Genomic DNA, 24,777 nt, shown 5'->3' with positions numbered 1-24,777 from the left:
CGTGACTGCTTCGCCCGCCCCGTACCCCTGGCTCGACCGTGCCACCGGCACGCTGCTGGCCTCTGCGGTCGGCGACGCACTGGGCTGGCCCTATGAACGCCGTGATCGCACCCGGCCGCTGGCCGGGTCTCCGGGCTCGGGGGGCTTCTTCGCATGGGAACGGTTTGCGGGCTCGCGCCAGCAACGCATTCCGGAGAAGGTCGACGCTGGCGACTACAGCGACGACACCCAGATGACCATCGCGGTCGCGCGCGCACGACTGATGGGCGGTAGGCAGTGGCTGGCCTGGCTGGAGCGCGTGGAGTGGCCGTTCCTGCTGGAATACGAGCGCGGCGCGGGAGCCAGCGTAAAGGCCGCCTGCCGTTCCTGGGCGCGCGGCCGGGCCCCCTGGACCGCCCCGGCTTCGGCGGTGGCCCGGTACTTCGCCACCGGCGCTAACGGCGCCGCGATGCGGATCGCCCCGCATGTCCTCCTCCACCACCAGGACCTGCGGTTCGACGAACTCGCCACTGACGTGGTCCGCGACGCGGCCACTACTCACGGCCACCCCCGGGCACTGCTCGGCGCGCTAGTCCACGCCTACGCGCTGTGGGTCAGCCTGCGTGAACCCGCTCCACTGCCGTACGGGTGGCTGGTCGACACTCTGCTGGACGACGCGAAGCAGTGGCAGCAGCCGTTCTGGCGGGCCCTTCCGGACGCATGGCAGCACCAAGCCAGCGGGCAGTTCGACGACCGGTTCGACCATGCCTGGCTGGGGGTCGCGGGCGAGGTCGAGCAGCTTCTGACCCTCGCGCAACGAGAGTTGAAGGAGGGCGCGGTCAGCGCCCCAACCGTGTTCCTCACTCGGCAGGGCCTCACCTCGCCGGACACGCGCGGGTCAGGGACGTTGTGCGCGGTGGCGGCCGCCTACCTAGCCGCACGTTCGGCTTCCAGCCCGGACCTGGGCCTTGCCACCGCCGCCCGCCTCGATGGAGCCGACACCGACACCCTGGCCTCCATGACTGGAGCCCTGCTCGGCGCGGCACTCGGCACCGAATGGCTCGGCATCTACGGTCGCACCGTCCAGGATCGCGCCTTGCTGATCAACCTGGCCGAAGACCTCCTCGCCGTCCCAGAGAAGGCCCGGATGCAGGCTCCAACGCACGAGCAGGCTCACCGGGCCCGAACCGCCTTCACTGAGCAGATCTCTGGCGTGGTTGCTGTCCCGCGCGTGTTGCAACTGCCTGACCGCCGCAGCGCCCAAGTGAGCCCGGCCGTGGGCGACAGCGCCAGCCAGTGGCTAGTAGCTGTGACGAAGGACGGGCAGACCCTCCGCCTGCGCAGGCCCGATTCACGTCAAATCCCGTTGTTCGACGTCGAATCAAGCCCCGCCCCCGTCCGAGTCGAACCATCGCGCCCACCCGCCCGCGTACCGCACATCGGAGCCCAGCTGCAGGGCGCGTACCTGCCGATCGCCGACATCGAGCACGTCCGCCGCACACTCACCGACTTGTTTGGCCTCCACCCCGACCACTACGGGCCTACGTGGGTGTCCTATGGTCAGCTCGTTCTCGCCCAAGACCGCGAGTACGTGGCAGCACCGGCGCAGCCAGTCACTGAGTTGCGCATCTCAGTGGCCGACCCGCACAAGACGCGGCAGCTACTTGCAACCCAAGACATGATGGTTATGAGCGACGAGAATGCCGGCACGTTCCGCGTCCAGATCGACCCCTTCCTCAGCGTCGTGTTCACGGCCGTCAGCGATCGTCGCGCACCGCGCTGGGGCTCCGGCTTCTGATCCTGAGACGCGGTTCTCGGCAGGCTGCTTCAGACATCGTGGCCGAGGACGACATCCCTCCGACGGTGTTCGGCGCTCCCCACATTACGATCGGGCCCGCCCTCCACACTCTGGGGGCGGGCTCGATCACGTTTCTGGGGGATGAGAAATGGCCGTCGATTTCGACCTGCCGCTGGACGACGACGAGGAAGCGGCCGAACTCGCCGCCACGCTCGCCGAGCTCGGCAACGACAGCTTCCTGCGTACGGTGGTCCGCGAGGGTTTCACCGTGCATCACCAGTCCACCGACCGGCTACTCGGGTTCCCGCTGGACGAGCCGGACGAGTCCGCCTCCAGCCTGCTGCTGCGCGCGCTGCATCTGTGCTTCTGCGCCCACCTGCCGCTGAGCCTCTCCCCCGACTTGCTCTGGTACACGGTGGTGCACGAGGTCGCCACCCATGTCCGGCTGAACAGTGACACGTACGCCGGGCTCTTCACCGACACGCCGGGTGAGAAGCAGACCATCACCGTCCGCGACGACTCGCTGCTGTACGAGCCCAACTGGCAGCGGTCACTCCACTTGATCCAGCAGCCCCTCCGGGATCGGATCGGCGACGACGTCGCGGACCTCCTCCAGCCGGCCTTCTCCACCACCACACCCGTGGACACCTCCGCGACGCTGGTCGCGCTGATGGATGTAGTCAGCCCGTACTACGACTTTCGCTGGCAGTCACTCTGTGGCATCCCCCGGATCCGGTTGGAGGGCACCGCCCAGGACTGGCAGCTGCTGACCGCCCGGGTCCGCGAACTGGAGGGATGGTTCGAGGGCCTGCGGCCGTGGCTGCGGAACCTGCGGCCGGTGCTGACCACCATCGTCGCCACGGCCTCCGGCGAACCGGTCGACCAGGACTTCTGGCGGTCGATCTACAAGTGGCGGTCCGCCTCCGGCGGAGCACGGGTCACCGGCTGGATCACCGCCTTCTTCGCCCACCGCTACCTCGCCGACGGCCCGCAGCCGGTCACCGGCGACGTGATTCAGGATGGCCAGTTCCCGGCCCACCTCTCCCGCGTCCCGTACAAGTGGGAGCGTCCGGACGGGATCCGCTCGATGACCTTCCTCGGCGGAGTGCTCGGCATCGAGCGCGACGGCGACTGGATCCGCCCGCGGCTCGGCTTCGCCGTCCTCGAACTCACCGACCGCCCCCTGCCCGATGCCTGGACCATCACCGACATCAACGCCTTCACCGGCCGCTCGGACGCCGCCCTCCTCCCGACCGACCAATTGATCGCCATCTCCGCGGACTACAGCCACCAGCTGCTCGCCACTCGGGCCATCTCCTTCGGTGACCAAGCCGTGGTGGAGGCCGACGGCCTCTGGTACCCGGGCCACCTCTTCGAGCAGGAGTTCATGGCGGTACGCCCGTCCGGCAGCGACCTCACCGCTGCCCTCCGGGCACTCCCGCGCTGACGCCGCGTGCATCGCCATGGCCGGCGTCGTCCGGGGTGCCGCTGACGCTCCGTCAACCCCCGGCTCTGCTCCCATCCGCCTTCACTGCAGCGGGTGGAGCACGTCATCCGCGAACCTGTCCCGCGTGTCTGTGGCTGTAAGTAAGGTGTCCGTGACCAAGGAGGGGGTCGCGTGACAGCTATCCGGCCAAGCCGACGAGTCGAGCGGGCAGGCGTCAACGCGCTGCGCACCCTCCTTGAAGATCACGAGCACATCGTCCAGGAGATCGACGGCGGCAACGATCACGGCGAAGATATGCATGTGCTCTTGACGCGCAATGGCCGAAGGACAGGCCATGTAGTCGCGATCCAGGTGAAAAGCGGGAAGAAATACAAGCGGGCCAGCGGGTACGCCGTCCCCGTGGAAGATCACTACCACGACTGGAAGGAAAGCCGAATCCCGGTCGTCGGAGTGGTCCATGACATGGAATCTGGCGGCCTCTTCTGGGTGAACCTCACGCGCCGGCTGAACCTTCCCGGCGAAGCCCCTAAATGGGTCCAGATCCCTGGCGACTCTCACCTTTCCTCGGAAAGTATCCGAGGATTCGCTGCTGAAATTGAGATGTACATCGACAGCGAAGGCATGAGAATCCGGGGTGCCACGAAAGAAGAAACGTTCGCAGGAGCCGCCCAAGCCCGGCGCGGCACATACGAACCCGGGTCGACCGAGGCCACCAACCCTCTTTACGAGGGAATGGCCGAAATGGCATTACGACACGAAGAGAAGATCAAACGCTTCGCCCGAGCCTACCTGCGGATTATCCCCCTACTGGCCCTGGCCGGGATCATGATCTTCGAGTGGCCCTACCAGGTCAGATTCGTCAAAGCCTATGGCAGCGGCTTACCGCCAGTACCGTGGATCCTGGGCCTGTACATCTTCATTTACTACATGGCCCTGACGATGTTCTTCGAGCTTCGTGCCGGAAGACTCCCAGCCAACACGGGAAGATTTTTTGGACTAATCGTCAGCAACTTCCTCTGGCTTCCAGTGATCGACAACGGGAAAGGTCAGGGCTGGTGGGGAACCACGTGGATTACAGCAGGCATCGTTGTGCCATCACTCGGCCTGAAGCTGCTATTTGCCAACTATATCCGTGCCGCCATGGCGAGGAAGCGCACAGCGCGAGGAGACCTCTCTGAAGAATGACTGGCTCGCCCGCAGGCACAAGCAAATTATCGAACCTTAGACAGGGACTGGATATCAGGAAAGAGTTTCACTGGCCCCACCTGCCCTCAACAAAGCCTCGCATATGCCGGACCTGTATGCCAGTCAGTCGGCGCTCTCCGGCACCCCCTTTGGGTATGCCGCACGCAGCCTTCTCCGTCGACTAGCTTCTTTATCCGCATAGTAAGCGCCTAGATAGAGAAGCATCGCCTGAGCGATCGCTGGCATCATCCCGACGAATATCCCGCGGAAAATTGAGTTGACGGGCCATGCTGAAAGTTCTTCACCTACTCCCACATACCAACCGCACAGGAGAAGAAGGTGAGCTGACCACGAGATTATCCGAGATCTTTTCCTGTCACGGTCCGTGATGCTCGCCTTGTACAAGTAAGACAAGGTTCCGCAAAAAGCAACCAGCCAAAGCCACCCATTCCACAGCCATCCGTCACCCTCACGCCCCGCAGCCTTATACAGGCCTGGCCCCATGAGAACGAACGCGCAGACCAGAGCAACAGAGAAAGCCACCCTAATAGATCGACCATCGAAACGTGGATGACGCTCGCGAAAGTCAACCGAGGCAACCCCCAACTCATACGGAGTCCCCCCAATCGGCGCCTCGGCTACAGCCCCCCGACTGCCGAGACGTCGCGCCATGAGCCCAGCTGCCTGCCGAAAGGTTCTCGGGGCAACTGGCCTCACCCCGTCACGCTGCTCTATAAACCGTGAAACCCTGGATGCAAAATCAGCCACCGTAGCCGCATCGAGAATTGCGCTCTCCCCAATCGGCACACTCTTCGGAGTCTCGCCCTGGCCGACCCGCTCCAGAAGATACTCACTCATATTTTCCCAGAAGAGCTTGCGTAGCTCTGGGTCATAGACAACACCGATTACGGGAATCCGACTTAGGGTCCAGTCTCTGAGATGATTACGACATGGGATTCCATACCCGACGGGTCGCCGGTACGCCGCTCCACTCTTCACCTGGACGGCTACAATCTCGCCAGTCCGCTCTCCAAGCTTGGTGAAGCTCAGGTAGCAGTCTTCACCTTGATCATTTCCTCCGTCGATCTCCTGGACGATGTGACCGGCGGACTCCATCAAAGAGCGGAACTCGTTTACTCCGGCCCGTTCGGTAACCCTCGTGGCTCGGACCTTGGTCAACTCAGAACCCCCACTGCGGCTGCTCCTACCGACACCATCGTAGGGACGAGGACTGACATGGGGTGCGACCTCCGTTGGTTGATGAGCACGCTTTGGCTGGAGCGTTCAGCGCGAGCGACATCGCGAGAAGTGGTCAATAGACCTTCCCTGTGCCTCCGAGCTGGAGAGGGGAGTCCCCAATCTCCCGATCAACCCCGAGGGGGAGTTCATCAACCTGAAGCCCGAGCTGATCGCAGACCGCGCGGTGAAGCGCCTGTTCGATCTCACCGAACTCAAGACGGTCATGCTGAGTAGCGCCAGAGTGGGTACTCGGCCAAAGCCCGTCGACCACGTCGTCGGCCCAGTACTCGACCCAGCGAAAGAGCGCTGCCGACTGCCACGAAACCTCCGCCGCAGCAACCTCGGTGAGGTCAGCCAATGCCTGCTGCGCTCGCCGGCCGTTGAGCCCGCAGGCGGCGACGAGGTCGGACCGCAGGAGATCAGCGTCATCTGCCACGTCCGCCCGCTCGATCTCCGCAACAGACGCACCCCAACAATCGATCTCCATCTGAAGGCTGCGGTAAACGTCCAGCAGATGAAGCCGCTCGACCGACCTCCGCAAGCCGGCCTTGTACTCCCGCATCGCAAGCTGATCGATCTGGCCTTGATCAAAGCGCGTATGGCAATTCGGGCAAAGCACGATCATGTTATTGAAATCGTGCGCGCGCACTCGCGACCATGGAACTATGTGGGCCAGTTCCACCGGGACTGCTTGGCAGGTCGGAATCGCGCAACGATGCCCGGCTTCCACCAAGAGAGCACGTTGCAGTTCACGCGGTACTGCGGTACGTCCGGCAGGCATGCAAGGAGGATACTCAACCTGCCTGACATGCACCGCTCTTGGCTACATGTCAGCCCGTCTCGCCCCCGCTCGCGCGAACGCCTGAGGACGGCCACAACAGCCGAACGCCGACTGACAGGCACGACGGCGGCGTGGGCCAGTCGTGCCACGCACTCGGCATGGCTGGGCAGCCTCAGGAACGGGCGCTTTGCGAGCCGAGCCGACGCGCGAGACGCGCGGCCGTCTCCGGTGCCACCAGCTCCACTCGGCGCCGGAATACCCCCTTGACCACGAAGAAGCATGAGAACTTGCTGCGCGGGCCGATCTCGCGGCACTCGTACAGGCCCTTGCCGCTGAGCTGCCAGCCGTGCGGCGGGCCGCTTCGGTTGAGGAACGTGCGCGCGTACACGTAACGCTCGTTCGTGCCACGGATCTTGGCTACCCAACCACCCATGGCCGGGCAGCTGACGCGCTCGGGCGTGATGGACACCTCAGGGAACGGGGCCGCGGGATCAGCGGTGGCGATGTCCAGGGGCCGGTCGAGCACCGCGGTGGAAGCGGCGGTCTGCTCGGGGGTGGCATGCCGGGTGCACACCCCCGGGTCCGGACCGGTGCCGTACCAGGACATCCGCTGGAGACGACAGCGATTGCCCGCCTTCGTCATCGCCGTGCACTGATCCACGCGCTCCCCCAACCTCTCCCGCCCCACCGACCGTTCAACGACCGCGGCCGCGATCCTATAAGTCGGATGAGCGTCGAGCCGTCTGCAGGGTCAGTCAGCTCTGTGCTTGAAGCAGGGGATACCGGAGCTTGTCCATCGCTCGTCGGTCGTCAGAAGATAGCCTGACGACGATCCGCGAGGAGCCACAATGGGTGCAAGGCCGCTGCTGAACCGCCGGCTGGCGGGCATGGGAACGACGATCTTCGCAGAGATGTCGGCGCTCGCCGTCGCCACCGGGTCGATCAACCTCGGCCAGGGCTTCCCCGACACCGACGGCCCCGCCGAGATCGCCCAGGCCGCCGCCGACGCGGTCCTCAACGGCCGCGGCAACCAGTACCCGCCCGGCCCCGGCATCCCCGAACTGCGCACCGCCATCGCTGAGCACCAGCAGCGCTTCTACGGCCTCGGCTACGACGCCGACACCGAGGTCCTGGTCACCGCCGGCGCCACCGAAGCCATCGCCGCGTCGCTCCTGGCCCTCCTCGAACCCGGCGACGAGGTGATCGCCTTCGAGCCGTTCTACGACTCCTACGCGGCCTGTATCGCCATGGCCGGCGCCGTGCGGGTCCCGCTGACCCTGCGTCAACCCGCTTTCCGCCCCGACCTCGACGAGCTGCGCTCCCTCATCACCCCGCGCACCCGCCTCCTCCTGCTGAACACTCCGCACAACCCCACCGGGACTGTCCTCACCCCCGAGGAACTCGCCACCATCGCCGAGATCGCAGTCGAGCACGATCTATTGGTCATCACCGACGAGGTCTACGAGCACCTCGTCTTCGCCACCGGCCATCACCCCATCGCCGCCCTGCCCGGCATGCGCGGACGCACCGTCTCTATCTCCTCAGCCGGCAAGACCTTTTCCTTCACGGGTTGGAAGGTTGGATGGGTGACGGCGAACTCGGCCTTGATCGCAGCGGTCCGAACGGCCAAGCAGTACCTGACGTACGTCAGCGCTGGCCCCTTCCAGTACGCCGTCGCCGAGGCCCTGCGCCTGCCCGACAGCTACTTCGACACGCTCCGGGCCAACCTGGGCCGCAAGCGCGACCTGCTCGCCGACGGACTGTCAGCGGCGGGCTTCCAGGTCTTCGCGCCCGAGGGCACCTACTTCATCACCACCGACATCACCCCTCTCGGCGAGAAGGACGGCCTGGAGTTCTGCCGCGCCCTCCCCGAACGCTGCGGTGTCGTCGCCATCCCCAACATCGTCTTCTACGACAACTCCGACGCCGGCCGCAGCCTGGTCCGCTTCACCTTCTGCAAGAAGGACGCAGTCCTCGCTGAGGCGGTGACGCGGCTCCAGCAGCTCTGACCGACAGTGGCCAATCCTCAAAGCTCTCCCCCAGCCCGAGAACCCGGGCGGCCTGAACCTCCTCCCTCCAGCACTTCGACGCGGATGTTCGCGCAGGTGTCGAGCGGCGGTAGGTCGTATCAAGCTGCTCGCGACATGGTTGTTCACGAAGCGCCCATGGGAGCACAGGCACCGGTCTCATGGCCGCACCAGGTCGGGGTCCTTCCACGCGAGGCAGACTGCTTCCAGTACCGCGATGGGATCGACGAGTTCCAGCGAACCGCCTCAGCGAGCGGGACGGTGACGCTGTGTCAGGTGTTGGCCGGTTCAGGCGGAGTCGGCAAGAGCCAGCTCGCAGCCCACCACGCCAGAGGCATGCTGAGGGGCGGCAGGGTAGACCTGCTGGTCTGGATCAATGCTGGTAGCCGCGCGGCCATCCAGGCCGCGTACGCGCAGGCTGCTGCCGATGTTGCTGTCGCTGCTGACGCGGCAGGCCCCGAAGACGCCGCAGAGCGTTTCCTAGCGTGGCTCAACACAACTGAACACCGGTGGCTTATCGTGCTGGACGACCTCACGGACCCGGAGGACCTTCGCGCTCTGTGGCCTCCTGAGCGAGCGGACGGCTGGACGCTCGTCACCACCCGTCGCCGCGATGCAAGCCTGCGCGGCGCGCGCCGACGACTAGTTGATGTCGCCCTCTTCACCGAAACCGAAGCCATCACGTATCTCACTGCCAAGCTCGCCGTTGCCGATCGCCGGGAGGCCGAAGTCGAGCTTGCTGATCTCGCTGCCGACCTCGGATGCTTGCCACTTGCTCTCTCGCAGGCCGCTGCCTACCTCATCGACGAAGACCTCACGGTTCCCACCTACCGCCAACTCCTACGTGAGCGTCGACCGCTGGTCGAACTCGTACCGGAGGAAGCCGAACTGCCAGATGATCAACGCACTGCGTTAGCTGCCGTCTGGGCCTTGTCAATCGCACGCGCTGACCGAAGTCGCCCGGTTGGACTCGCCCGGCCGATGCTGCATCTTGCCTCGATGCTTGCCCCTGCGGGCATCCCTCTCACTGCTCTCACCAGCCCCGCTGCACTGTCCTACCTCGCGCGGCACCGTTCGGGCCCGACCGACGGGCCCAACGGCTGGAGGGACCGAATCGCACGCTTCTTCGCCAGGTCGGCACGACGAAGGCCGCCGGTCAGCATGGAGGATGCCGTAGGCGCGATGCGGCTACTACATCGACTCAGCCTCGCTGACTATTTCCCAGATACGCCCCACCACGGTCTGCGCATTCACCAGCTCACACAACGCGCAACACGCGATGACCTTCGCCCAAAGCAGTTGGCTGCCCTTGCGCGTATCGCAGCCGACGCCCTGCTCGAGGCATGGCCCGATGTCGAAGCCGACACTGATCTCACGCGGGCTCTTCGGGCCAACAGTGGCGCCCTTCATCCGAATGCCCCTGCTGCATTGTGGCGACCGGACGGCCATATGGTGCTCTTTCGCACCGGCACCAGTTTGGGGCAAGCGGGACTAGTGAGCGCGGCCATTGAGCACTGGCAGCGCCTTCAGGCTGAAGCCCATCAGCACCTCGGCCCCAAGCACCCGCTCACCTTCGCGACGCGGGCGAATCTCGCGAGATCGCGCGGCACGGCAGGGGACGCGACCGCCGCCGTCCATGAACTACAAGAACTCCTTGACGAAATGGTGCCGGTGCCCGGCATCCATCACCCTTGGGCTCTCAAAGTCCGGGCGAGTCTCGCAAGGTGGCGTGGTGAGGCAGGTGATGTAAGGGGCGCCGTCAGCGCGCTGGAGGAACTCCTGGATGACATGGTGCGCGTGCTCGGATCTGACCACGCGGATACTCTCACCACCAGTGGGGACCTTGCGATTTGGCGCGGTGAGGTGGGTGACGTCGCAGGCGCCGTCAGCGCGCTGGAGGAACTCCTGGATGACGTAGTGCGGGTGCTCGGGCCAGACCACCCCGACACTCTCACCACCCGGAGCGACCTCGCGCACTGGCGTGGTGTGGCGGGTGACGCCGCTAACTCTGTCGGCGCGCTGGAGGACGTTCTTGGTGACGTGGTGCGGAAACTCGGGCCTGACCACCTCGACACCCTGATCGCCCGCGGGAATCTCGCCAGTTCGCGTGGTGAAGCCGGCGATGTGGCGGGCGCGGTCAGCGGGCTGGAGGAGCTCTTGGACGACTTGGTTCGGGTGCTCGGGCCCGACCATCCCGACACGCTCGCCGCCCGGGGGAACCTCGCAATGTGGCGTGGCGAAGCAGGAGACCTGGCCGGCGCAGCCGAGTCAGCGGAGAAGCTCACGGGAGATCGTCTGGGAGTTCTAGGCGCTGATCACCCCTCCACGCTCACCGCCCGGGGGAACCTCGCGAGCTTGCGTGGTGAGGCCGGCGACGTAGCGGGCGCTGTCAGCGCGCTGGAGGTACTCCTCAGAGACATGACCCGGGTACTCGGACCAGACCACCCCGACACCCTCACTATTCGCGGAAATCTCGCGTACTGGAGCGGTCGTATCGGGAGCGCGACCGAGGCGGTCGATTCCTTTGCCCAGCTGCTCACAGACAGGGTGAGGGTACTCGGCCCCAACCATCCGGACACCCTCATCACGCGTGGGAACCTTGCCAGCTGGCGCGGCGAGGCAGGAGACGCGGCAGGGACCGTCAGCGCTCTGGAGGAACTCCTGAGAGACATGACCCGGGTACTCGGGCCAGAGCACCCCGACACCCTCACTACCCGGGGAAGCCTCGCGCACTGGATTGGTGAAAGAGGGGACGCTGCCAGCGCGGTCGAGGCGTTTACCCAGCTCCTGGCCGACAACATTAGGGTGCTCGGACCCGACCACCCAGACACTTTGAACACTCGTGGCAACCTTGCCAGTTGTCTTGGTGATGCTGGGGATCCAGCCGGAGCAGCCAGCGCACTACAGGAACTCCTGGGAGACGTAGTGCGGGTGCTCGGGCCAGACCACCCCGGCGCTATCGCCACGCGTCACAACCTGTTCTTTTGGCTGCGACGGGCCGCCACCGTTGAGGACTCCTGAGTCGATGCCGCGATGCCGCTCATCCGGATCTACTGTTCCATCTCGGCGATCAGCCATGCCCAATGACAGGTGGTCAGCTGGCCGACATGACAGCCCTATCGGGCCGCAGCGAGCTGCCCGCTGCTCAACCCCGGCTTTGCGAGGCGCATCGCGGCGCGGACGCGGGCGGCACCGCGGAGGGTCACATCGGCCCCCCTGCCGACTGCGACCTGGCGTTCGCCGAGGCCAGCGCATGCGCCGCAGATCCCCGGCTGCGACACAGGGTCATGGCACTTGGCGCACTCGGCGTACCGCGCCGCTCCCGGCACCTCGGGGACGCGGACCGGTGGCATTTTGCGCTCCAGGCGGCTGCGAAGCACGCCGACTGGGGAGTGCACGGTCGTGGGCAGCCCGGGGAGCAGGGCTTGAGCCAGCTCGCCGGGGGTGCTGCCCCGCTGCAGCCACTGGGCTACCAGCGGGGCCAGTTCCATCGCCTCGGCCTCGCCCAGGGGTAGGCGCGGCTCCGGCTTGATCACCCGGAACAGTGTCAGCACCGCTGTGCGGACCTCCTCGTCCGGGGCTGCCGGAGTGTCGGCGACGATGTCGTGGCCCTCCTCCTCCCCACCCGGCTCCTTGCCGGCCTCGGCGTCGGCCGACGGCTCGTCGTTCCGGGTAGCGGGGAGGGAAGGTTCTTTGACCAGGTTCTTTACAAGAGGGGCGTCAGCAGGGCCGGTCGTCGCCTCACCGGCGACCGGACGGGGGACGCCCGGCAGTTCCGGGCGCTGCGGGGTGTCGAAGACGTGGGCCTCGCTGCGGATCGTCCCGTCCGGCATCCGCCGCTTCACGACGCGGTAGTAACCGGCGTCGGTCAGCTCCCTCAGGGCCTTGCGGATCGCTCCGCGACCCTGCGGGCTGGAGTCCGCCATCTGTCGGCCGTCCTCGCGCCAGCCGTCGGGGCGCGAAAGGAGGTCGGCCAGGAGGCCACGGGCCGTGTAGCTGAGCCGTCGGTCCTGAAGCAGGCCGTTGGGCAGCACGATGAATTTGCGCGGGTGGGCGCTACGATTTACACGCATCGGGAGTGATAGCTCCTGTTGCCGGACCCCGGGGTGTTACCAGCACCGCCGGGGTCGCCTATGTTCGGTTGGACTACGGAACGTAGTACACACACGGTCGAAGGACCCAGGGCTTGACCGAGCGATCTCGATCACATTCTGGCCCTGACCAGGGAAGACGCTTGCAGCCGCTACGGAAGGACCTGCTCCGACAGTCCTGACCCAAATAGCACTGCGGTGAGTGGTGCGCCAGTTCTGTCAGGTTCGGGTGATGACCCGCGTGCAGCGAGTGGTCTCCGATACGCTCGGTGGGGTGAGTGGGCAACGTTTCACCTCGACCATTGGCAGCACGAGCGGCCCGGACGGGCTTGAGCATGTGACCGCCCAGTTCGGGATCGGCGCCGTCCAGCGGGTCCGCCACCTGCCCGATGGGCTGATGAACGACAACTGGCGCATCGAGGCCGACGCCGGGAACTTCGCCCTCAAGAGGATCCGGGACGTCCCGCTCGACACAGCCCGCCGCAACCTTCGGACACTGGCCGCCCTCGCAGAAGCCGGCGTGCCGGTGCCGACACCGGTCCTGAGCCTGGAGGCGGACCCGGTCGTCACGGTCGGTCAACACGGCTTCTCCTTGCTTTCGTGGATCGATGGCCATCACCAGCGCGGCAACGACCTGGCCCTGCCTGAGGTGACCGAGCTGGGGACGCTGCTCGGTCGCCTGCACGAGATCCTCAACCGCTCCACAACTGGCCTACCACCTGCCTTCAACGCCCCCTCCGCTTCGGTCACCGCGCCCGGGACAGCGCTTGCCCAGATCGACCGCTACGTCGCGCGCCTCGCGACGCTGGACGAGCCGACGCCTTTTGATGGAGAAGCAGTCCACTTCCTGGCCCAGCGCAGGCTCTTGCTGGAGAAGTACGCCGACGAGCGGCCGACGCTGGAGGTCCCTGCTGGGCCGTTCGGCTGGACCCACGGCGACTTCCAGCACCGCAACCTCCTGTGGCGGGACGGCGAGGTCGTCGCCGTTCTCGACTGGGACCGCATCCGCGTGCGGCCCTTCGGAGAGGAGGCCGCCCGCACCGCCACCGTGCAGTTCGGCGGCGAGGACGGCCTGCTGGACCTGGAGCGCATCTCGGCGTTCATGGACGGCTACCGATCGGTGATCGCGATCAGCCCGGCGGAGCTGGAGGATGCGGTGTCGCGCCTGTGGTGGAAGCGGATGACGGACCCGTGGGTGCTGGTCTTCCACTACGACCGTGGCGACCACTCCTGTGATCAGCTCTTCGCTCCTCAGGAGCGGCTGCTGGCCTGGTGGACCGAGCGCCGCGAAGAGGTCGTGAGCGCGTTCACCGCTAAAGCGTGAAGCGGATCATCTGACGGATGCCCTCGCGCGCCGTCGCAGCTCGCAGGGCCTCGTTGATCTCCCGGAGCGGGCGGTGGTGGGTCGCGATGTCGTCGGCCTCCAGCATGCCCGTGCGGGCGAGGTCGGCGTACCGGGGGATGTCCGCGCGAGTGCGAACGGAGCCCATGATGCTGCCTCCCAGGGAGCGTCCGTGCCGCAGGAGCCTGCCGGGCACCGGGACTGCCGCGCCCGGGGGAAGCATGCCGAGCACGGTGGCCTGGCCGCCTGGCGCGAGCGCTTCGAACGCCTGACCAGCAGTCTCGACCAGGCCGACCGCCTCGATGGACAGGTTGACGCCGTTGGGAGCGACGGCCCGGATCGCCTCCAGCGGGTCCTTGATGCTGGCGTTGACCGTGACGGTCGCTCCGACCTTGGCCGCGGCGGCCAGCCGGTGGTCTTCGAGGTCCACGGCGATGATCTGTGTCGCGCCAGCGATGCGTGCCCCCTGGACAGCGCCCAGGCCGACCCCGCCGCAGCCGAAGACGGCGACGCTGTCCCCGGGCTTCGGCTGGGCGATGTTGAAGACCGAGGCCATGCCGGTGGTCAGGCAACAGCCGAGGAGGGCGCCGGCGTCGTGAGAGAGAGCGGACGGCAGCGGGATCAGGGCGTTGGCATCGGTGAGCATCAGCTCGGCGAACGCGGACACCCCGAGGTACTGGCGGATCGGCTGGCCGGCCAGGGTGATGCGGTGGCGTTGGCGGTCCTTGCCCGAGGTGTCGGTGCAGTAGACCATCGCGCCGGACAGGCAGGCCGCGCAGCGTCCGCAGAAGATCTGGTCGCAGACGATCACCCGGTCCCCGACGGTGAAGCCCGTGACGCCGGGGCCGACAGCCTCGATGACACCGCTGGCCTCGTGGCCCAGGACAGTGGGGGTGGGGTAGGGGAAGCGGCCTGCGGCGAAGTGCAGGTCGGTCGCGCAGATCCCGGCGCTCACGGTGCGGACGAGGACTTCGCCGGCGGCGGGCTCCGCGAGTTCGATCTCCTCGATGCGCATCGGCTCGCCCGGGGCGGTCAGGACAGCTGCACTGCAGCGGTAGGACATGGTCGGTGTCTCCTTCGACTTCGACTGACGAGTGGTGACAGGTCCTCAGGAATCAGACAGAGCGCGGTGCACGGCGGAGGCCATGGCGGTGGCGACCTGCTCCATGTAGTCGGGGGCCGGGATGTGGGGGATCTTGAGGATGAGCATCTGCCGACGGGCCCGGTAGTAGTTCGCCAGCATCTGCCGACTCGGCGGTGTGTAGGCGGTGTGGGCGAGGTGCGGCCAGTAGCGGGCGGCGAGGTCGGGGTGCTGCAGGAGCGGGACATTGGCCCAGTCCTCGTACAGCGGCCGGATCGGCACCTTGGCCTGCGTCAGCCGGTCCCACAGCTGCTGAGGATCGTGGACGGGCAGGGTGATGATCAGCGGAGTGCCGTACCAGCCCCGCACCGAGGTCTCGTCGACCACGGGGAAGGTGATGGGGGCGTCGAAGCTGGCCAAGACTTCGCGCAGGGTGGCGAGGTTGGCTTCGGCGGCTTTCATCCGCGCTGGCAGACCCCGGAGTTGTTCGGTGGCGACGACGGCGGACAGCACCGGCATGCGGTACTTGTAGGCAGCGCCGCTGGCGGCCATGGGCCGAAGGCTCGCCAGGGTGAGTTCCCGCTGCAGCCGCTGGGGGTGATGTCCGAGGGTGAGGGCGCGCTCGTAGACCTGCCGGTTGGAGGTGGTCATCACCCCGCCCTCGCCGCCGGAGACGGACTTGGACTCCTGGAGGCTGAAGCAGCCGGCCGCTCCCCAGGACCCGACCGGTCGGCCCCGGTAGACGGCGCCGTGGGCGTGCGAGCAGTCCTCCACGATCGGCAGCGCGGTCGCGCTCGCGAGTTCGTCCATGCGCGCCGGGATGCCCCAGGCGTGGGTGGCAAGCACGGCCGAGTAGGTGCCCGGCAAGTGGGCGAGGCTGTCGGCCGACAGGTTGGGGCTGGCCGGCTCGATGTCGCAGAAGACAGGGTAGGAACCGGCCTGGAAGACCGCGGTGATCGCGGAGACCCACGTCATCGGGGAGACTACGACGCCGCCGTGCGCACCCGCGCCGACGCCGTGCAGGGCGGAGTGCAGGGACGCGGTGCCAGAGTTGAAGGACAGCGCGTGTTGGGCGCCGGTCAGCGTGGTGAACGCGTCTTCGAGGGCGGCGATCCGTGGTCCGCGGTCGATGTCGGACAGGTGCCCCTCCTGCATCACGGCAAGGACGGCCTCGGTCTCGGCCGCTCCGTACTTCGCGGTGCGCGGGAAGGGGAGGGTGACGGCCGGCTGCCCAGCAGAGCCGCCGACGGGGTCGGCGGAGTCAGTCACGGTGGCCTGCCTCGGTGTTCGGGCGGACGGGGACGAGGTGCTTGTCGGCGTGGGCCGGGGTGCGGTGCAGGTGGGCGCCGTCCGAGCCGTCGGGTCGGTCGAAGGAGAGCCAGAAGACCCGCAGTTCGTCACTGACATTGAGGATGTCGTGCTCCAGACCGGGGGCGGTGTGGACGATGTCGCCGGGGCCGACCTGGTGCTCGGTGTCGCCGACCAGGACGGTGCCGTGGCCAGCGGCGACCATCCACAGCTCGGGGAAGTCGTGGTAGTGCCGGTCGAAGCGGGCGGTGCCGTCGGCTCGGATGACGAACTGGCCTGAGGAGAACACCGAGCTGCCGTCGGGCAGGTCAGCGGGGGTGATCCGCTGACGGCCAGCAGTGTGGAAAACAGTCATGGGGACGGTCCTTCCGATCGCAGGGGTCAAGTGCCCGGGGTGATTCGGGGAATGAGGGCGAGGTCGCCGCTGGACAGGTCGTCCAGCTCGGACGCGATCTGCGCGGTCCGCAGCTCGATCAGCGCGGTGTCCTTGCAGGAGGCGTGGTACTGGAGGAGGGAGACGGCAATCCGCAGGCGGCACAGCACCAGCGGCATGAGAGCCTTCACCGGCCTGGTGCCCTCGAAGTAGCCGGCGAACAGAGCTCGGGTCAGCTCCGGCGTCTCCTGGAGGGAGAACCCGGCGAGGTCCGCCAGCGGATCACCACCACGCACGCTCTCCAGGTCAATGACGCCACTGGTGTCCTGCCCATCGGTGAAAACGTGTCGGGCCACGAAGTCGCCGTGCAGCAACCGCGGGTGGGTGCGCGGCATCAGCCGCGCACCCAGGTGCAGGGTGCGGTACGCGCGCTGGAGCAAGGCGAGGGCGTCACCAGGCAGCGTCGTCGGGAGCGCGGTGTTCGTGGCGGCCCGCAGCCAGTCGCGGGAGCTGGCGTACCGGCCGGTGCCGTTCGCGGCGTCGATGCGCCCGAAGCCCGTCACGGTGAGCCCGTGGATCCGGCGCAGTGTTTCGCCGGCGCGCGCGGCTGCCGCCGTGTCGGCCGTCCCGGTGCCGGTGTGGTCGAGGGGTCGGCCGGGGCACCGGGTCTCCACGCAGGCGTCCTGGTCGTGCCAGAGCACCTGCGGGGCGGGAACTCCTGCCGCGCGCAAGCGGGCTGAGGCCCAGGCAGCGGTGGCGTACCTGGGTACTGCGGTGGACTTTCGGATCTTGACGACCAGGTTCTGGCCGTCGGGGGCCCTGAACGCAAAGGGCAGGTTGTCGGCACCCTGCTCCAGCGCGATCAACTCCGGCACGACACTGGCCGCTCCTACGGCCGCGAGTGCCCGTATCAGGGCCTCCTGCGGGTCGGTCGCGGTCATGGCCACCGCCGAGGGACGCGGTGGACCATGGCCGGGCGGCGTGCGGTGCCGGAGGTGATGGCCGCCTCCAACAGCGCGATGGAGCCCAGGTTCTCGGCCGCCGGGCACGGCGCCTTGCCTGGGTGGTGGATCGCGTCGACCATCTCGCTGACGCACAGCTGGTAGCCGGGTACGTCGACGTGCGCGGGCAGGGTCACGCTGCGGCTGCCCGCGCTGTCGGCGACGCCAACCGCAATGCCAGCGGTCCAGGAGGCGGCGAAGCCGCGGCCTTCCACACGCCAGCTGCCACCGGCGTCGGTACGCAGGTCGGCTTGGGCGGTGAACGCTCCCCGGTAGCTGAACAGGGAGGCGTCCGAGAATCGCACGGTGATCGTCGTGGCCGCGCAGTGGGCATCGAGGAAGCTCACCGGTGTCTCCGTACAGGTGACTTCGACGGGCTGGGCAGCGATCAGCGCGCGGACCTGGTCGAAGGCATGCACCGCCAGGTCGCTGGTAGCGGGCAGCGGCTGCTCGCGGCGGAATCCCGGCGTGCGGAGCGGGACCAGGGTCTCGGCAGTGACGAGGTATGGCCCGTCACCCAGTTGCCGGACCTGGTCGCGGAAGGCGATGAACTGCCGGTCGCGTCCACGGTTCTGCATGACCGCCAGGACCAAGCCCCGTTGCTGTGCGAGCTCGACCAGCGCGCTCGCGTCGGCAAGGCGCAGGGCCAGCGGCTTCTCGGTCAGGACGTGCGCCCCAGCCTCCAACGCGCTGCGAGAGACCCAGTGATGCAGCCGAGGCGGCGTCAGGTTGATCACGACCTCGGGCCGGTGCTCGGCCAGCGCCTCATCGACGGTCGCCGCGTAGGCGGTCGACAGGCCGTAGCGCTCGGCGAGGCGCTCGGCGGCAGCTAGGTCGGAGTCGACGAGGACGCCCACGGTCAGGCGGCCGTCCACGGCCAGGGAGCGTATCCAGCGGCCGGCGATCGCGCCGCACCCCACAATGGCCGCTTTCATGAGGCGACCTGCCGCAGATCCCCGCGGCCGGTCGCCGCCGGGTACGGGGGCCGCACAGGTGCCCGGTGCTGGCGGATATGGGCCAGGGCCTGGTCGGTCAGCTCGGAGACCGGGCACGCGCTGGTGTCCAAGGTGGCGGTGCGGGCAGCGAGGGACTGCTTCAGATAGGTGTTGAAGTGCTCGCTGAACTGCGGGTCGTAGAAGATCGGTGGCATGCCGGGCCGCGAGGTCGCCCGCGTGGCCAGGACCGCAGGATCGGTGGTCAGCACCAGGGTGAGGTCGGGCATGGCGACCTCGTGCCGAAGCACCATCGTCCGCGCTCGCTCGTCGCAGTCGAACCCCTCCATGCGGCCAATCGCGTGGGCGTGGGCGAGAAGGGTGTCCACTGTCCGGTCGAGGATCACATCGCGACCTGCGGCCTGGGCCTGGCGAGCCCGATCCAGTCGCAGCTGCTCGATTTCCAGGAACACCGCCAGGCTCGCCAGCTGCTGGCGAGCGGTCCGCACCCGGGGCGCGGGAAGCGACTGCGGGTCCGGGGCGACGTGGTAGTAACAGGGGATGACCACAGGGCTGTTCAGCTGCGGGGCAAGGGCTGCGGCGAGCGCGGTCTTGCCCGCGCAGCTGACCCCTTCGATACCGATGATCACAAGGCGTTCCTTCCAGCCGGCGCCGACATTGCGGCACGGTGGTTGCTCTTGGGTGACAGCACCCCTTGGCGAGTGCCGCAGGCGGCCCACTGCCCGATCGCCAACGCCGGGCCGGCACTTTTGAGTAGGTAGGCCGCCAGCGTCTGTCCGCACTGGCGGACGGTCTCGACGGCGCCGGGCGCTCTGCCGCTCTCCGCCACGCCGAGCATCCGCACCGGCGCGACGACGCCCAGCCACAGGGCCGTCGCGGCCGTCACGCGTGTCGCGGGAGCCGTCCTCGGCAAGAGGGTGAGCGCGAGGCAGGCGGCGGTCACGGGCGTGGCCAACATCCACGTGCCACCGCGGAACACCGCCACGGCCAGGGCCGCCGCGTGGCGGTGAACACCCTCGCCCTCGCCCCGCCACTGGGTGAAGCAGGCGGGGTAGTCCAGGTAGTTCTGGAACCACCGGGAGCCCTGCGCGAGAAGTTCGCCGACCTGCTCAGGGGCCGCGACGGTGTATGTGTGCGGCAGCGAGTCGACCGGGATGCCCTCGATCGTGAGCCGGTAGCCGAATGGCACGTCGTCCAGCACGGTGAAGGTCGGCAGCCCTCCGACCTTGCGGAAGGTGTCCACGCGGACCAGCAGCCCGTGCCCGACCGTCTGGGCCAGCCCGCGCCTCAGCGTGTCGACCGCCGGGGTCTGCGGTGCGCGACGGGCCGAGGCGCTGTAACGGCGCAAGGCGGGGATCTCCCGGCGCAGGGTCCACAAGGTCTGGAGCCGCGCGGCACCCTGGCACAGGTTGCGATCCCACCACCGTTCGGCGACCTGTTGGGTGGTGAAGCGGGCCGACTGCTGGACGACGTGCGGCCAGTGGCCGTCGGCCGCCAAGTGCTGGCCGATGAAGGCGGCGGTGCGGCCGAGCAGCAGCGCATCCGGGCGTGAGTCGATGTCGTAGACCGCGATGTAGTCGCCCTCGCCCGCTGCGGTGATCCGCTCCACCGCGGCGTTGACCTGCGCGGCCTTGCGCCCGGTGCCCTCGTAGTGCACGTGCCGCACAGGCACCGGCCCCGCCGGCCGGGTCCTCAGCTCCTGCCCGACGATCTGCGACGTCAACGGGCTGGCGCGAAGGATGCGCACCGCGTGGTGGCGGGGCAGGACGCCGGCCGTGCTGGCTGTCGCGGCCTTGGCCAGCTCGGTAACCTCCGTGTCCGTGAGCTGGGGGAAGCGCTGACCGGTGATCTGGCCGGCCCGAAGGCCGGTGAGCGAGTCGACGAGGTGTTCGCGCTCGCGTTCCTCGCGGGCGGTGGTCACCACCGTGAGCGTCGATCCCGGGAAGCCGCCCAGCAGCGGCACGAACCAGTCCAGCGCGTCGGCGATGTGCCCCTGCTCGCGCAGTACCGGCAGCACGATGTGGAACCGCAGTCCCTCGGGTTCGGCAGCGGACGTGCCGAGCGCGGGCGGCTGGTCGGCCCACGCGAGAGTCTTGCGTAACTGCCACAGGCCGTCGGCCTGGTGCGCCGCCGCAGCCGCCGCCAACCACCACGACGGGCGCCGCCACCACGGCTGGTCAGGGGAGGAGATCGGCACGGCTGCCCCGTCCTTCCATCTCGCTCAGGAAGCCCTGGTACAGCGCCTTGAGTCGCCCCTCGGGGTAGCCGTCGTTCCACGGCTTGTCCGGGCCTGCGAAGTGGATGACCGCAGCGGTCTCCTCGTCCGCGAGGAGCTGCTCAAGCGGGGTGAACGCCTCCGCGTAGTGGATGAAGCCCGGCTGGGAGGCCAGCGGCGACAGCGCGAATGTGTTCCAACGCGGCTCCAGGCGGAGCCAGTTGTTGTCAGCGGCGACGTTCAGCGCGTCCTGGTCCCAGAACCTCACCTTGCCGGGGTGCTCGGCCAGGAACTGGTGGGCCTTCTCGAAGGTCCGCAGCTTGCGGCAGCGAGCAAGGTCGATGAGCATCACGCCGCTGTTGAAGTACTCACGGCCCATCGGAATGCCGAGTCGGTCCCAGCCCGGCAACGCGATGCCGTAGCCGATCGCGGGGTTCTGCGCGTCCAGGACAGCACCGACGGGCGATCCCAGCAGCGGTCGGCGCAGCAACGGCCGCAGGTCGCCCAGCACCATCGTGTCCGCGTCCAGGTACAGCACCCTCGGCTCCTCGGGGATGACCTCGGGGATCGACAGGCGCGTGTAAACGGCGCTGCTCACCCAGTCGGAGACGGGGTAGTTGGGGTCCGGGACGGGAGCGGGCCTCAGCTGCGTTGCCAGGCCCAGAACTTGGGCGTCGTGCTCGATCGCCTCGCGGCTCCCCGCGGCCAGGCCCTGGTCGAGGACGATGAGTCGCAGCTCCCCGATGGCGCCAGAGTGCGCGCGGGCGATCGAGCGCATCAGCGCCCGCAGCGGGCGGACGTATCCGTCGTCGATGCCGCAGACCAGGGGCGGCAGGGGCAGCGGGTTGCTCACGCTCCGACCTTCCTTGTCGTCAGGGCGGTGGTGGCGTCCGTGTCCGTCGTGGGGGCGGCGCTCTGCACCCACGCGAAGGTCTGCCGCAGGCCCTCGGTCAGCGAGGTGCGCGGTTCCCAGCCCAGTTCGGTGCGAGCAACGGTGATGTCCGGGCAGCGGCGCTTCGGATCGTCGGCCGGCAGGGGGATGAACGTGATCGGGGAGGACGAGGCCGCCATGACACGGATCTCCTCGGCCAGTCGCAACATGCTGATCTCGTGCGGGTTGCCGATGTTGACCGGTTCTGGGTATCCGCGTGCGACCGCCGCGAGCAGGCCCTCCACGGTGTCGTCCACGTAGCACAGTGACCGGGTCTGGCTGCCGTCGCCAGCGACCGTGATGGGCTCGCCGGAGCGGGCCTGCTGGAGGAAGGCGGGTACGGCTCGGCCGTCGTCGTGGCGCATTCGCGGCCCGTAGGTGTTGAAGATCCGCACGATCGCGGTGTCCGCGCGCCCCATCGTCCGGTAGCAGGTGGCCAGCGCTTCGGCATAGCGCTTGGCCTCGTCGTAGACGCTGCGCGGCCCGATGGGATTGACGTTGCCCCAGTACCACTCGGGCTGCGGGTGGACCAGCGGGTCGCCGTAGACCTCGGAGGTCGAGGCCAGCAGCAGCCGGGCCTGCTTTGCCTGGGCGACGTCCAGCGTGTGCAGGGTGCCCTGGGCACCGACCTTGAGCGTCTCCAGCGGCAGCCGCGCGTAGTCGAGCGGGGACGCGGGCGAGGCGAGGTGGAACACGTAGTCGAGTGGCCCGCTGATCTCGAACGGCGTGGTGATGTCGCGTGGTTCGAAGGTGAAGCTGCTGTTCGACAGGGCTGTCGAGAGGTTTTCGATGCGGCCGGTGGCGAGGTTGTCGACCCCGATGACCTTGGCACCGAGGCGGAGGAGGAGCTCGCACAGGTGCGAGCCGATGAAGCCCGCGGCCCCGGTCACCAGGACCTTGCGCTGCTCGAAGGACACCGCCACCGCAGACGGATGGGCAGGGGGTAACACAGTGGGCGACGTCATGGTCGTCTCCGTTCGTGGACGCGATTCGGGCACCAAGAGCTGGCCCGCGCGACCTGGTTGGGCCCTCTGGGATCAGGCGACTTCGGAATGAGTACGGGGAAGGGTGCAGCTGACCTGCTTGCCGACGGGACTCGGCTCGACGCTCCAGCCCGGCGCGACGGCGTCGAGAATCCACAGCCCCCGTCCGGTCTCCGCCCTGCTGTTGTCTGGCGTCCGCCGGCTTCGCCGGGGAATCGCCTCGGGCTCTGGATCGTGGACCTGGACCCTGACGTGCTCTGCGGCGTTCACGATCCGCACGACGACCGGAGCCCAGGGCCCGCACAACCGCACTGCGTTGCCGACGAGTTCGCTGGCCAGCAGTCGTGCGGTGTCCGCAGTGTCCTCATCCACACCGGCACTGGTAACCGACTTGAAGACGTGGATCCGCATCGCCTGGACATGCTCGCGGCTGGCGCTCATGTGGAGCACGAAACCGTCCGGCCGGGGCTGGAGGTAGAACCCGAGCGAGGCGACCTCCGGCTCGCACCTCACCGGACCACTGTCGTTCTGCTCTTCATGCATGACGTGCTCCCCACTCGAAAGAGCCTGCGGACAGCAGAAGTTCACCGGGCGCGGCTCGGACGGCACTGCGGCCATGGGATGGCGTTCAGAGCCCTGCGGGTCAGCACAGGGCACGGCAGCTGACACGAAGCGGGTTCGCTGCGTCACGCTTCGCTACCGATAGCCAGGATGCCCCTCCGAATGGGATTGGACAACATGTCCCGCCGAGATTCCTCAGATTGGTTGTCACCACACTCGCGGAGGGACACACTGAGGGCATGGCGCCGAAGAGAAGTCCCGCTCTCAAGTCCGTGTATCGCCGTCAGCTTGCTTCCAGGCTGAAGGAGTTGCGTGAGCGAGCGGATCTGACGATGGCTGAGGTGGCGGCAGCCATAGAGGTCAACCAGGGTTCGCTCAGCCGGATCGAGAGCGGTGACCGCGGCACCAGTCCGATCCTCGTCAAGGCGATGCTCGACTGCTACGGCGTCACCGACCCGGTGGTCCGCGAGGACATCCTGGACCTGGTGCGAGCGGACGCTGCCCAGCGCCAGCAGTGGTGGCGCAAGTACTCCGCCGTCATCAACACCACCCGCTACGGCGGATACCTCGCCCTGGAGTCCAGCGCGAGCTCGCTGCACAACTACGAGCCAACGCTGATGCCGGGCCTGCTCCAGACCGAGGAGTACGCGCGCAAGGTCATCACGGCGATGCGCGTCGACCTCACCCCCGATCAGGTCGAGGACCTCGTGAAGGTCCGTATGGCGCGCAAGAAGCTGCTGGAAGGCCCAGACGCCTGCAAGTTGTGGGCTGTCATCGACGAGGCCGCGATCCGCCGCATCGAGGACTCGCCGGCGGTCCTCAAGGGGCAGTTGGAGCATCTCGTCGTCATGGGCGATCGGATGAACGTCACGATCCAGCTGATGCCGTTCAGCGCCGGATTCCACCCCGGTCTGGACGGGTCTTTCGTGCTCATGGGGTTCGCGCCGCCGAACCCGGACGTCGTGTGGGTAGAGAATGGCCCCAACTCGGTGTACTTCGAGGGGTCAGCCGATGTGGAGCGGTACACCGGGGTCTTCGACCACCTGCGGGCCCGTGCCCTCGGTCCACCCGAGACCCGCAGCCGGATCTACCGCATGATCGAGGAGTTGTAAGTGAGCACCACCAAGCCCAACCCCGCCGACCTGGACTTCTCCGGCGTCACCTGGGAGAAGAGCCCATTCAGCGGGGGCAGCGACAACTGCGTGGAGTTCGGCGTCGTCGGCACGCTGGTCGCCGTTCGCGACTCCAAGCGGCCTGAGCAGACGCCGCTGGTCTACACCCGCGACGAGATCAAGGCCATGATCCTCGGCGCGAAGGCCGGCGCCTTCGACCACCTGGTCTGACCACTCCGCCACCCCGGCGATCAGCGCGAAGAAGCGGCGGCCGGCCCCAGTCTTAGTGGGGCCGGCCGCCGCCATCCTCCCAGAGAATGCCTCTGCAGTCCGCGAAGTCCATTCCGCCGCGGCCTCGGTGGCCCAACAC

General features: G+C 67.7%; 22 protein-coding genes. 8 read left to right on the top strand and 14 right to left on the bottom strand.

The genetic code is table 11. The annotated features are described in order from the left end of the window. Position 1 precedes the first annotated feature (1 nt). The 3 genes from BR98_RS36600 (at position 2) to BR98_RS38300 (ending at position 4,409) form a co-directional block, all read left to right on the top strand. The gene (locus tag BR98_RS36600; protein ID WP_051970110.1) at positions 2–1,777 is read left to right on the top strand and encodes an ADP-ribosylglycohydrolase family protein; all 1,776 of its coding nucleotides are present in this window, start codon (positions 2–4) and stop codon (positions 1,775–1,777) included. 148 nt (positions 1,778–1,925) lie between these two features. Further along, the gene (locus BR98_RS23395) at positions 1,926–3,224 is read left to right on the top strand and encodes a DUF4419 domain-containing protein (RefSeq protein WP_051970109.1); all 1,299 of its coding nucleotides are present in this window, start codon (positions 1,926–1,928) and stop codon (positions 3,222–3,224) included. A gap of 171 nt (positions 3,225–3,395) precedes the next feature. Then, positions 3,396–4,409, top strand: coding sequence for a DUF4365 domain-containing protein (locus BR98_RS38300; RefSeq protein ID WP_083976881.1), 1,014 nt, complete (start codon positions 3,396–3,398; stop codon positions 4,407–4,409). A 123-nt stretch (positions 4,410–4,532) separates the two neighbouring features. Here BR98_RS38300 and BR98_RS42610 read toward each other — a convergent pair whose 3' ends face one another. The 3 genes from BR98_RS42610 to BR98_RS23375 all read right to left on the bottom strand — a co-directional run bounded on the left by BR98_RS42610 (position 4,533) and on the right by BR98_RS23375 (position 7,090). Continuing rightward, positions 4,533–5,588 carry a DUF4365 domain-containing protein gene (locus BR98_RS42610; RefSeq protein WP_157537901.1) on the bottom strand — a complete coding sequence of 352 codons (1,056 nt, stop codon included), beginning with the start codon at positions 5,586–5,588 and terminating at the stop codon, positions 4,533–4,535. 133 nt (positions 5,589–5,721) lie between these two features. After that, positions 5,722–6,429 (bottom strand): HNH endonuclease signature motif containing protein, encoded by a 708-nt coding sequence (locus BR98_RS36595; protein WP_083976878.1) that lies wholly within the window; start codon positions 6,427–6,429, stop codon positions 5,722–5,724. 172 nt (positions 6,430–6,601) lie between these two features. Further along, positions 6,602–7,090: a hypothetical protein gene (locus BR98_RS23375; protein WP_157537900.1), complete on the bottom strand. Its 489-nt coding sequence runs from the start codon at positions 7,088–7,090 to the stop codon at positions 6,602–6,604. Positions 7,091–7,277: 187 nt separating this feature from the next. On the opposite strand from BR98_RS23375, the gene BR98_RS23370 reads away from it, so the two are divergent. Both BR98_RS23370 and BR98_RS38290 read left to right on the top strand, forming a co-directional pair. Next, positions 7,278–8,438 (top strand): pyridoxal phosphate-dependent aminotransferase, encoded by a 1,161-nt coding sequence (locus tag BR98_RS23370; RefSeq protein WP_035847321.1) that lies wholly within the window; start codon positions 7,278–7,280, stop codon positions 8,436–8,438. Between the two features lie 156 nt (positions 8,439–8,594). Beyond that, positions 8,595–11,477, top strand: a complete 2,883-nt coding sequence (locus tag BR98_RS38290) for a tetratricopeptide repeat protein (protein WP_157537899.1) — start codon at positions 8,595–8,597, stop codon at positions 11,475–11,477. Positions 11,478–11,572: 95 nt separating this feature from the next. On the opposite strand, the gene BR98_RS23350 is transcribed toward BR98_RS38290, so the two are convergent. After that, on the bottom strand, positions 11,573–12,529 hold the full coding sequence (locus tag BR98_RS23350) for a hypothetical protein (protein ID WP_035847318.1): 957 nt from the start codon (positions 12,527–12,529) through the stop codon (positions 11,573–11,575). A 250-nt stretch (positions 12,530–12,779) separates the two neighbouring features. Here BR98_RS23350 and BR98_RS23345 point away from each other — a divergent pair, with 250 nt between their 5' ends. Further along, positions 12,780–13,871, top strand: a complete 1,092-nt coding sequence (locus BR98_RS23345; protein WP_083976874.1) for a phosphotransferase — start codon at positions 12,780–12,782, stop codon at positions 13,869–13,871. On the opposite strand, the gene BR98_RS23340 is transcribed toward BR98_RS23345, so the two are convergent. From BR98_RS23340 to BR98_RS23295, 10 genes are all read right to left on the bottom strand, one after another. Next, positions 13,861–14,952: an alcohol dehydrogenase catalytic domain-containing protein gene (locus BR98_RS23340; RefSeq protein ID WP_051970105.1), complete on the bottom strand. Its 1,092-nt coding sequence runs from the start codon at positions 14,950–14,952 to the stop codon at positions 13,861–13,863. The two genes, BR98_RS23345 and BR98_RS23340, sit on opposite strands and share 11 nt — an antisense overlap. 45 nt (positions 14,953–14,997) lie before the next feature. Further along, complete coding sequence (locus BR98_RS23335; RefSeq protein ID WP_035847317.1) at positions 14,998–16,239, bottom strand: DegT/DnrJ/EryC1/StrS family aminotransferase; 1,242 nt, start codon at positions 16,237–16,239, stop codon at positions 14,998–15,000. Then, entirely contained in the window at positions 16,232–16,633 is a 402-nt protein-coding gene (locus tag BR98_RS23330; protein ID WP_035847316.1) for a cupin domain-containing protein, read from the bottom strand. The genes BR98_RS23335 and BR98_RS23330 overlap by 8 nt, the downstream gene beginning before the upstream one ends. A gap of 26 nt (positions 16,634–16,659) precedes the next feature. After that, a complete protein-coding gene (locus tag BR98_RS23325) occupies positions 16,660–17,592 on the bottom strand; it encodes a phosphotransferase family protein (protein WP_035847315.1) in 933 nt (310 codons plus the stop codon). Further along, positions 17,589–18,587 (bottom strand): Gfo/Idh/MocA family protein, encoded by a 999-nt coding sequence (locus BR98_RS23320; protein ID WP_083976870.1) that lies wholly within the window; start codon positions 18,585–18,587, stop codon positions 17,589–17,591. Before BR98_RS23320 ends, BR98_RS23325 begins: the two co-directional genes overlap by 4 nt. Beyond that, on the bottom strand, positions 18,584–19,234 hold the full coding sequence (locus tag BR98_RS36585) for an AAA family ATPase (RefSeq protein WP_051970103.1): 651 nt from the start codon (positions 19,232–19,234) through the stop codon (positions 18,584–18,586). Before BR98_RS36585 ends, BR98_RS23320 begins: the two co-directional genes overlap by 4 nt. Beyond that, positions 19,231–20,802: a glycosyltransferase family 2 protein gene (locus tag BR98_RS23310; RefSeq protein WP_035847314.1), complete on the bottom strand. Its 1,572-nt coding sequence runs from the start codon at positions 20,800–20,802 to the stop codon at positions 19,231–19,233. The genes BR98_RS36585 and BR98_RS23310 overlap by 4 nt, the downstream gene beginning before the upstream one ends. Continuing rightward, positions 20,783–21,673, bottom strand: coding sequence for a glycosyltransferase family 8 protein (locus tag BR98_RS23305; protein WP_035847313.1), 891 nt, complete (start codon positions 21,671–21,673; stop codon positions 20,783–20,785). The genes BR98_RS23310 and BR98_RS23305 overlap by 20 nt, the downstream gene beginning before the upstream one ends. Continuing rightward, complete coding sequence (locus BR98_RS23300) at positions 21,670–22,674, bottom strand: NAD-dependent epimerase/dehydratase family protein (protein ID WP_232247495.1); 1,005 nt, start codon at positions 22,672–22,674, stop codon at positions 21,670–21,672. Before BR98_RS23300 ends, BR98_RS23305 begins: the two co-directional genes overlap by 4 nt. A 114-nt stretch (positions 22,675–22,788) precedes the next feature. Further along, complete coding sequence (locus BR98_RS23295; protein ID WP_035847312.1) at positions 22,789–23,277, bottom strand: ATP-binding protein; 489 nt, start codon at positions 23,275–23,277, stop codon at positions 22,789–22,791. Positions 23,278–23,534: 257 nt separating this feature from the next. On the opposite strand from BR98_RS23295, the gene BR98_RS23290 reads away from it, so the two are divergent. Continuing rightward, positions 23,535–24,407 (top strand): helix-turn-helix domain-containing protein, encoded by an 873-nt coding sequence (locus BR98_RS23290; RefSeq protein WP_035847311.1) that lies wholly within the window; start codon positions 23,535–23,537, stop codon positions 24,405–24,407. Beyond that, complete coding sequence (locus BR98_RS23285; RefSeq protein ID WP_051970101.1) at positions 24,408–24,638, top strand: DUF397 domain-containing protein; 231 nt, start codon at positions 24,408–24,410, stop codon at positions 24,636–24,638. The last annotated feature ends 139 nt before the right edge of the window (positions 24,639–24,777 follow it).

Origin of the sequence: Kitasatospora azatica KCTC 9699, assembly GCF_000744785.1 — a bacterium.
Lineage (GTDB): Bacteria > Actinomycetota > Actinomycetes > Streptomycetales > Streptomycetaceae > Kitasatospora > Kitasatospora azatica.
This window is presented reverse-complemented; position numbering and strand designations above follow the sequence as displayed.

What these genes read in the sequence shown, in the direction of transcription:
- BR98_RS23395 (WP_051970109.1), top strand. Translation starts at nt 1,926, where the DNA reads ATGGCCGTCGATTTCGACCTGCCGCTGGACGACGACGAGGAAGCGGCC.
- BR98_RS36595 (WP_083976878.1), bottom strand. Translation starts at nt 6,429, where the DNA reads ATGCCTGCCGGACGTACCGCAGTACCGCGTGAACTGCAACGTGCTCTC.
- BR98_RS23370 (WP_035847321.1), top strand. Translation starts at nt 7,278, where the DNA reads ATGGGTGCAAGGCCGCTGCTGAACCGCCGGCTGGCGGGCATGGGAACG.
- BR98_RS38290 (WP_157537899.1), top strand. Translation starts at nt 8,595, where the DNA reads ATGGGAGCACAGGCACCGGTCTCATGGCCGCACCAGGTCGGGGTCCTT.
- BR98_RS23350 (WP_035847318.1), bottom strand. Translation starts at nt 12,529, where the DNA reads ATGCGTGTAAATCGTAGCGCCCACCCGCGCAAATTCATCGTGCTGCCC.
- BR98_RS23345 (WP_083976874.1), top strand. Translation starts at nt 12,780, where the DNA reads ATGACCCGCGTGCAGCGAGTGGTCTCCGATACGCTCGGTGGGGTGAGT.
- BR98_RS23340 (WP_051970105.1), bottom strand. Translation starts at nt 14,952, where the DNA reads ATGTCCTACCGCTGCAGTGCAGCTGTCCTGACCGCCCCGGGCGAGCCG.
- BR98_RS23330 (WP_035847316.1), bottom strand. Translation starts at nt 16,633, where the DNA reads ATGACTGTTTTCCACACTGCTGGCCGTCAGCGGATCACCCCCGCTGAC.
- BR98_RS23325 (WP_035847315.1), bottom strand. Translation starts at nt 17,592, where the DNA reads ATGACCGCGACCGACCCGCAGGAGGCCCTGATACGGGCACTCGCGGCC.
- BR98_RS23320 (WP_083976870.1), bottom strand. Translation starts at nt 18,587, where the DNA reads ATGAAAGCGGCCATTGTGGGGTGCGGCGCGATCGCCGGCCGCTGGATA.
- BR98_RS23295 (WP_035847312.1), bottom strand. Translation starts at nt 23,277, where the DNA reads ATGCATGAAGAGCAGAACGACAGTGGTCCGGTGAGGTGCGAGCCGGAG.
- BR98_RS23290 (WP_035847311.1), top strand. Translation starts at nt 23,535, where the DNA reads ATGGCGCCGAAGAGAAGTCCCGCTCTCAAGTCCGTGTATCGCCGTCAG.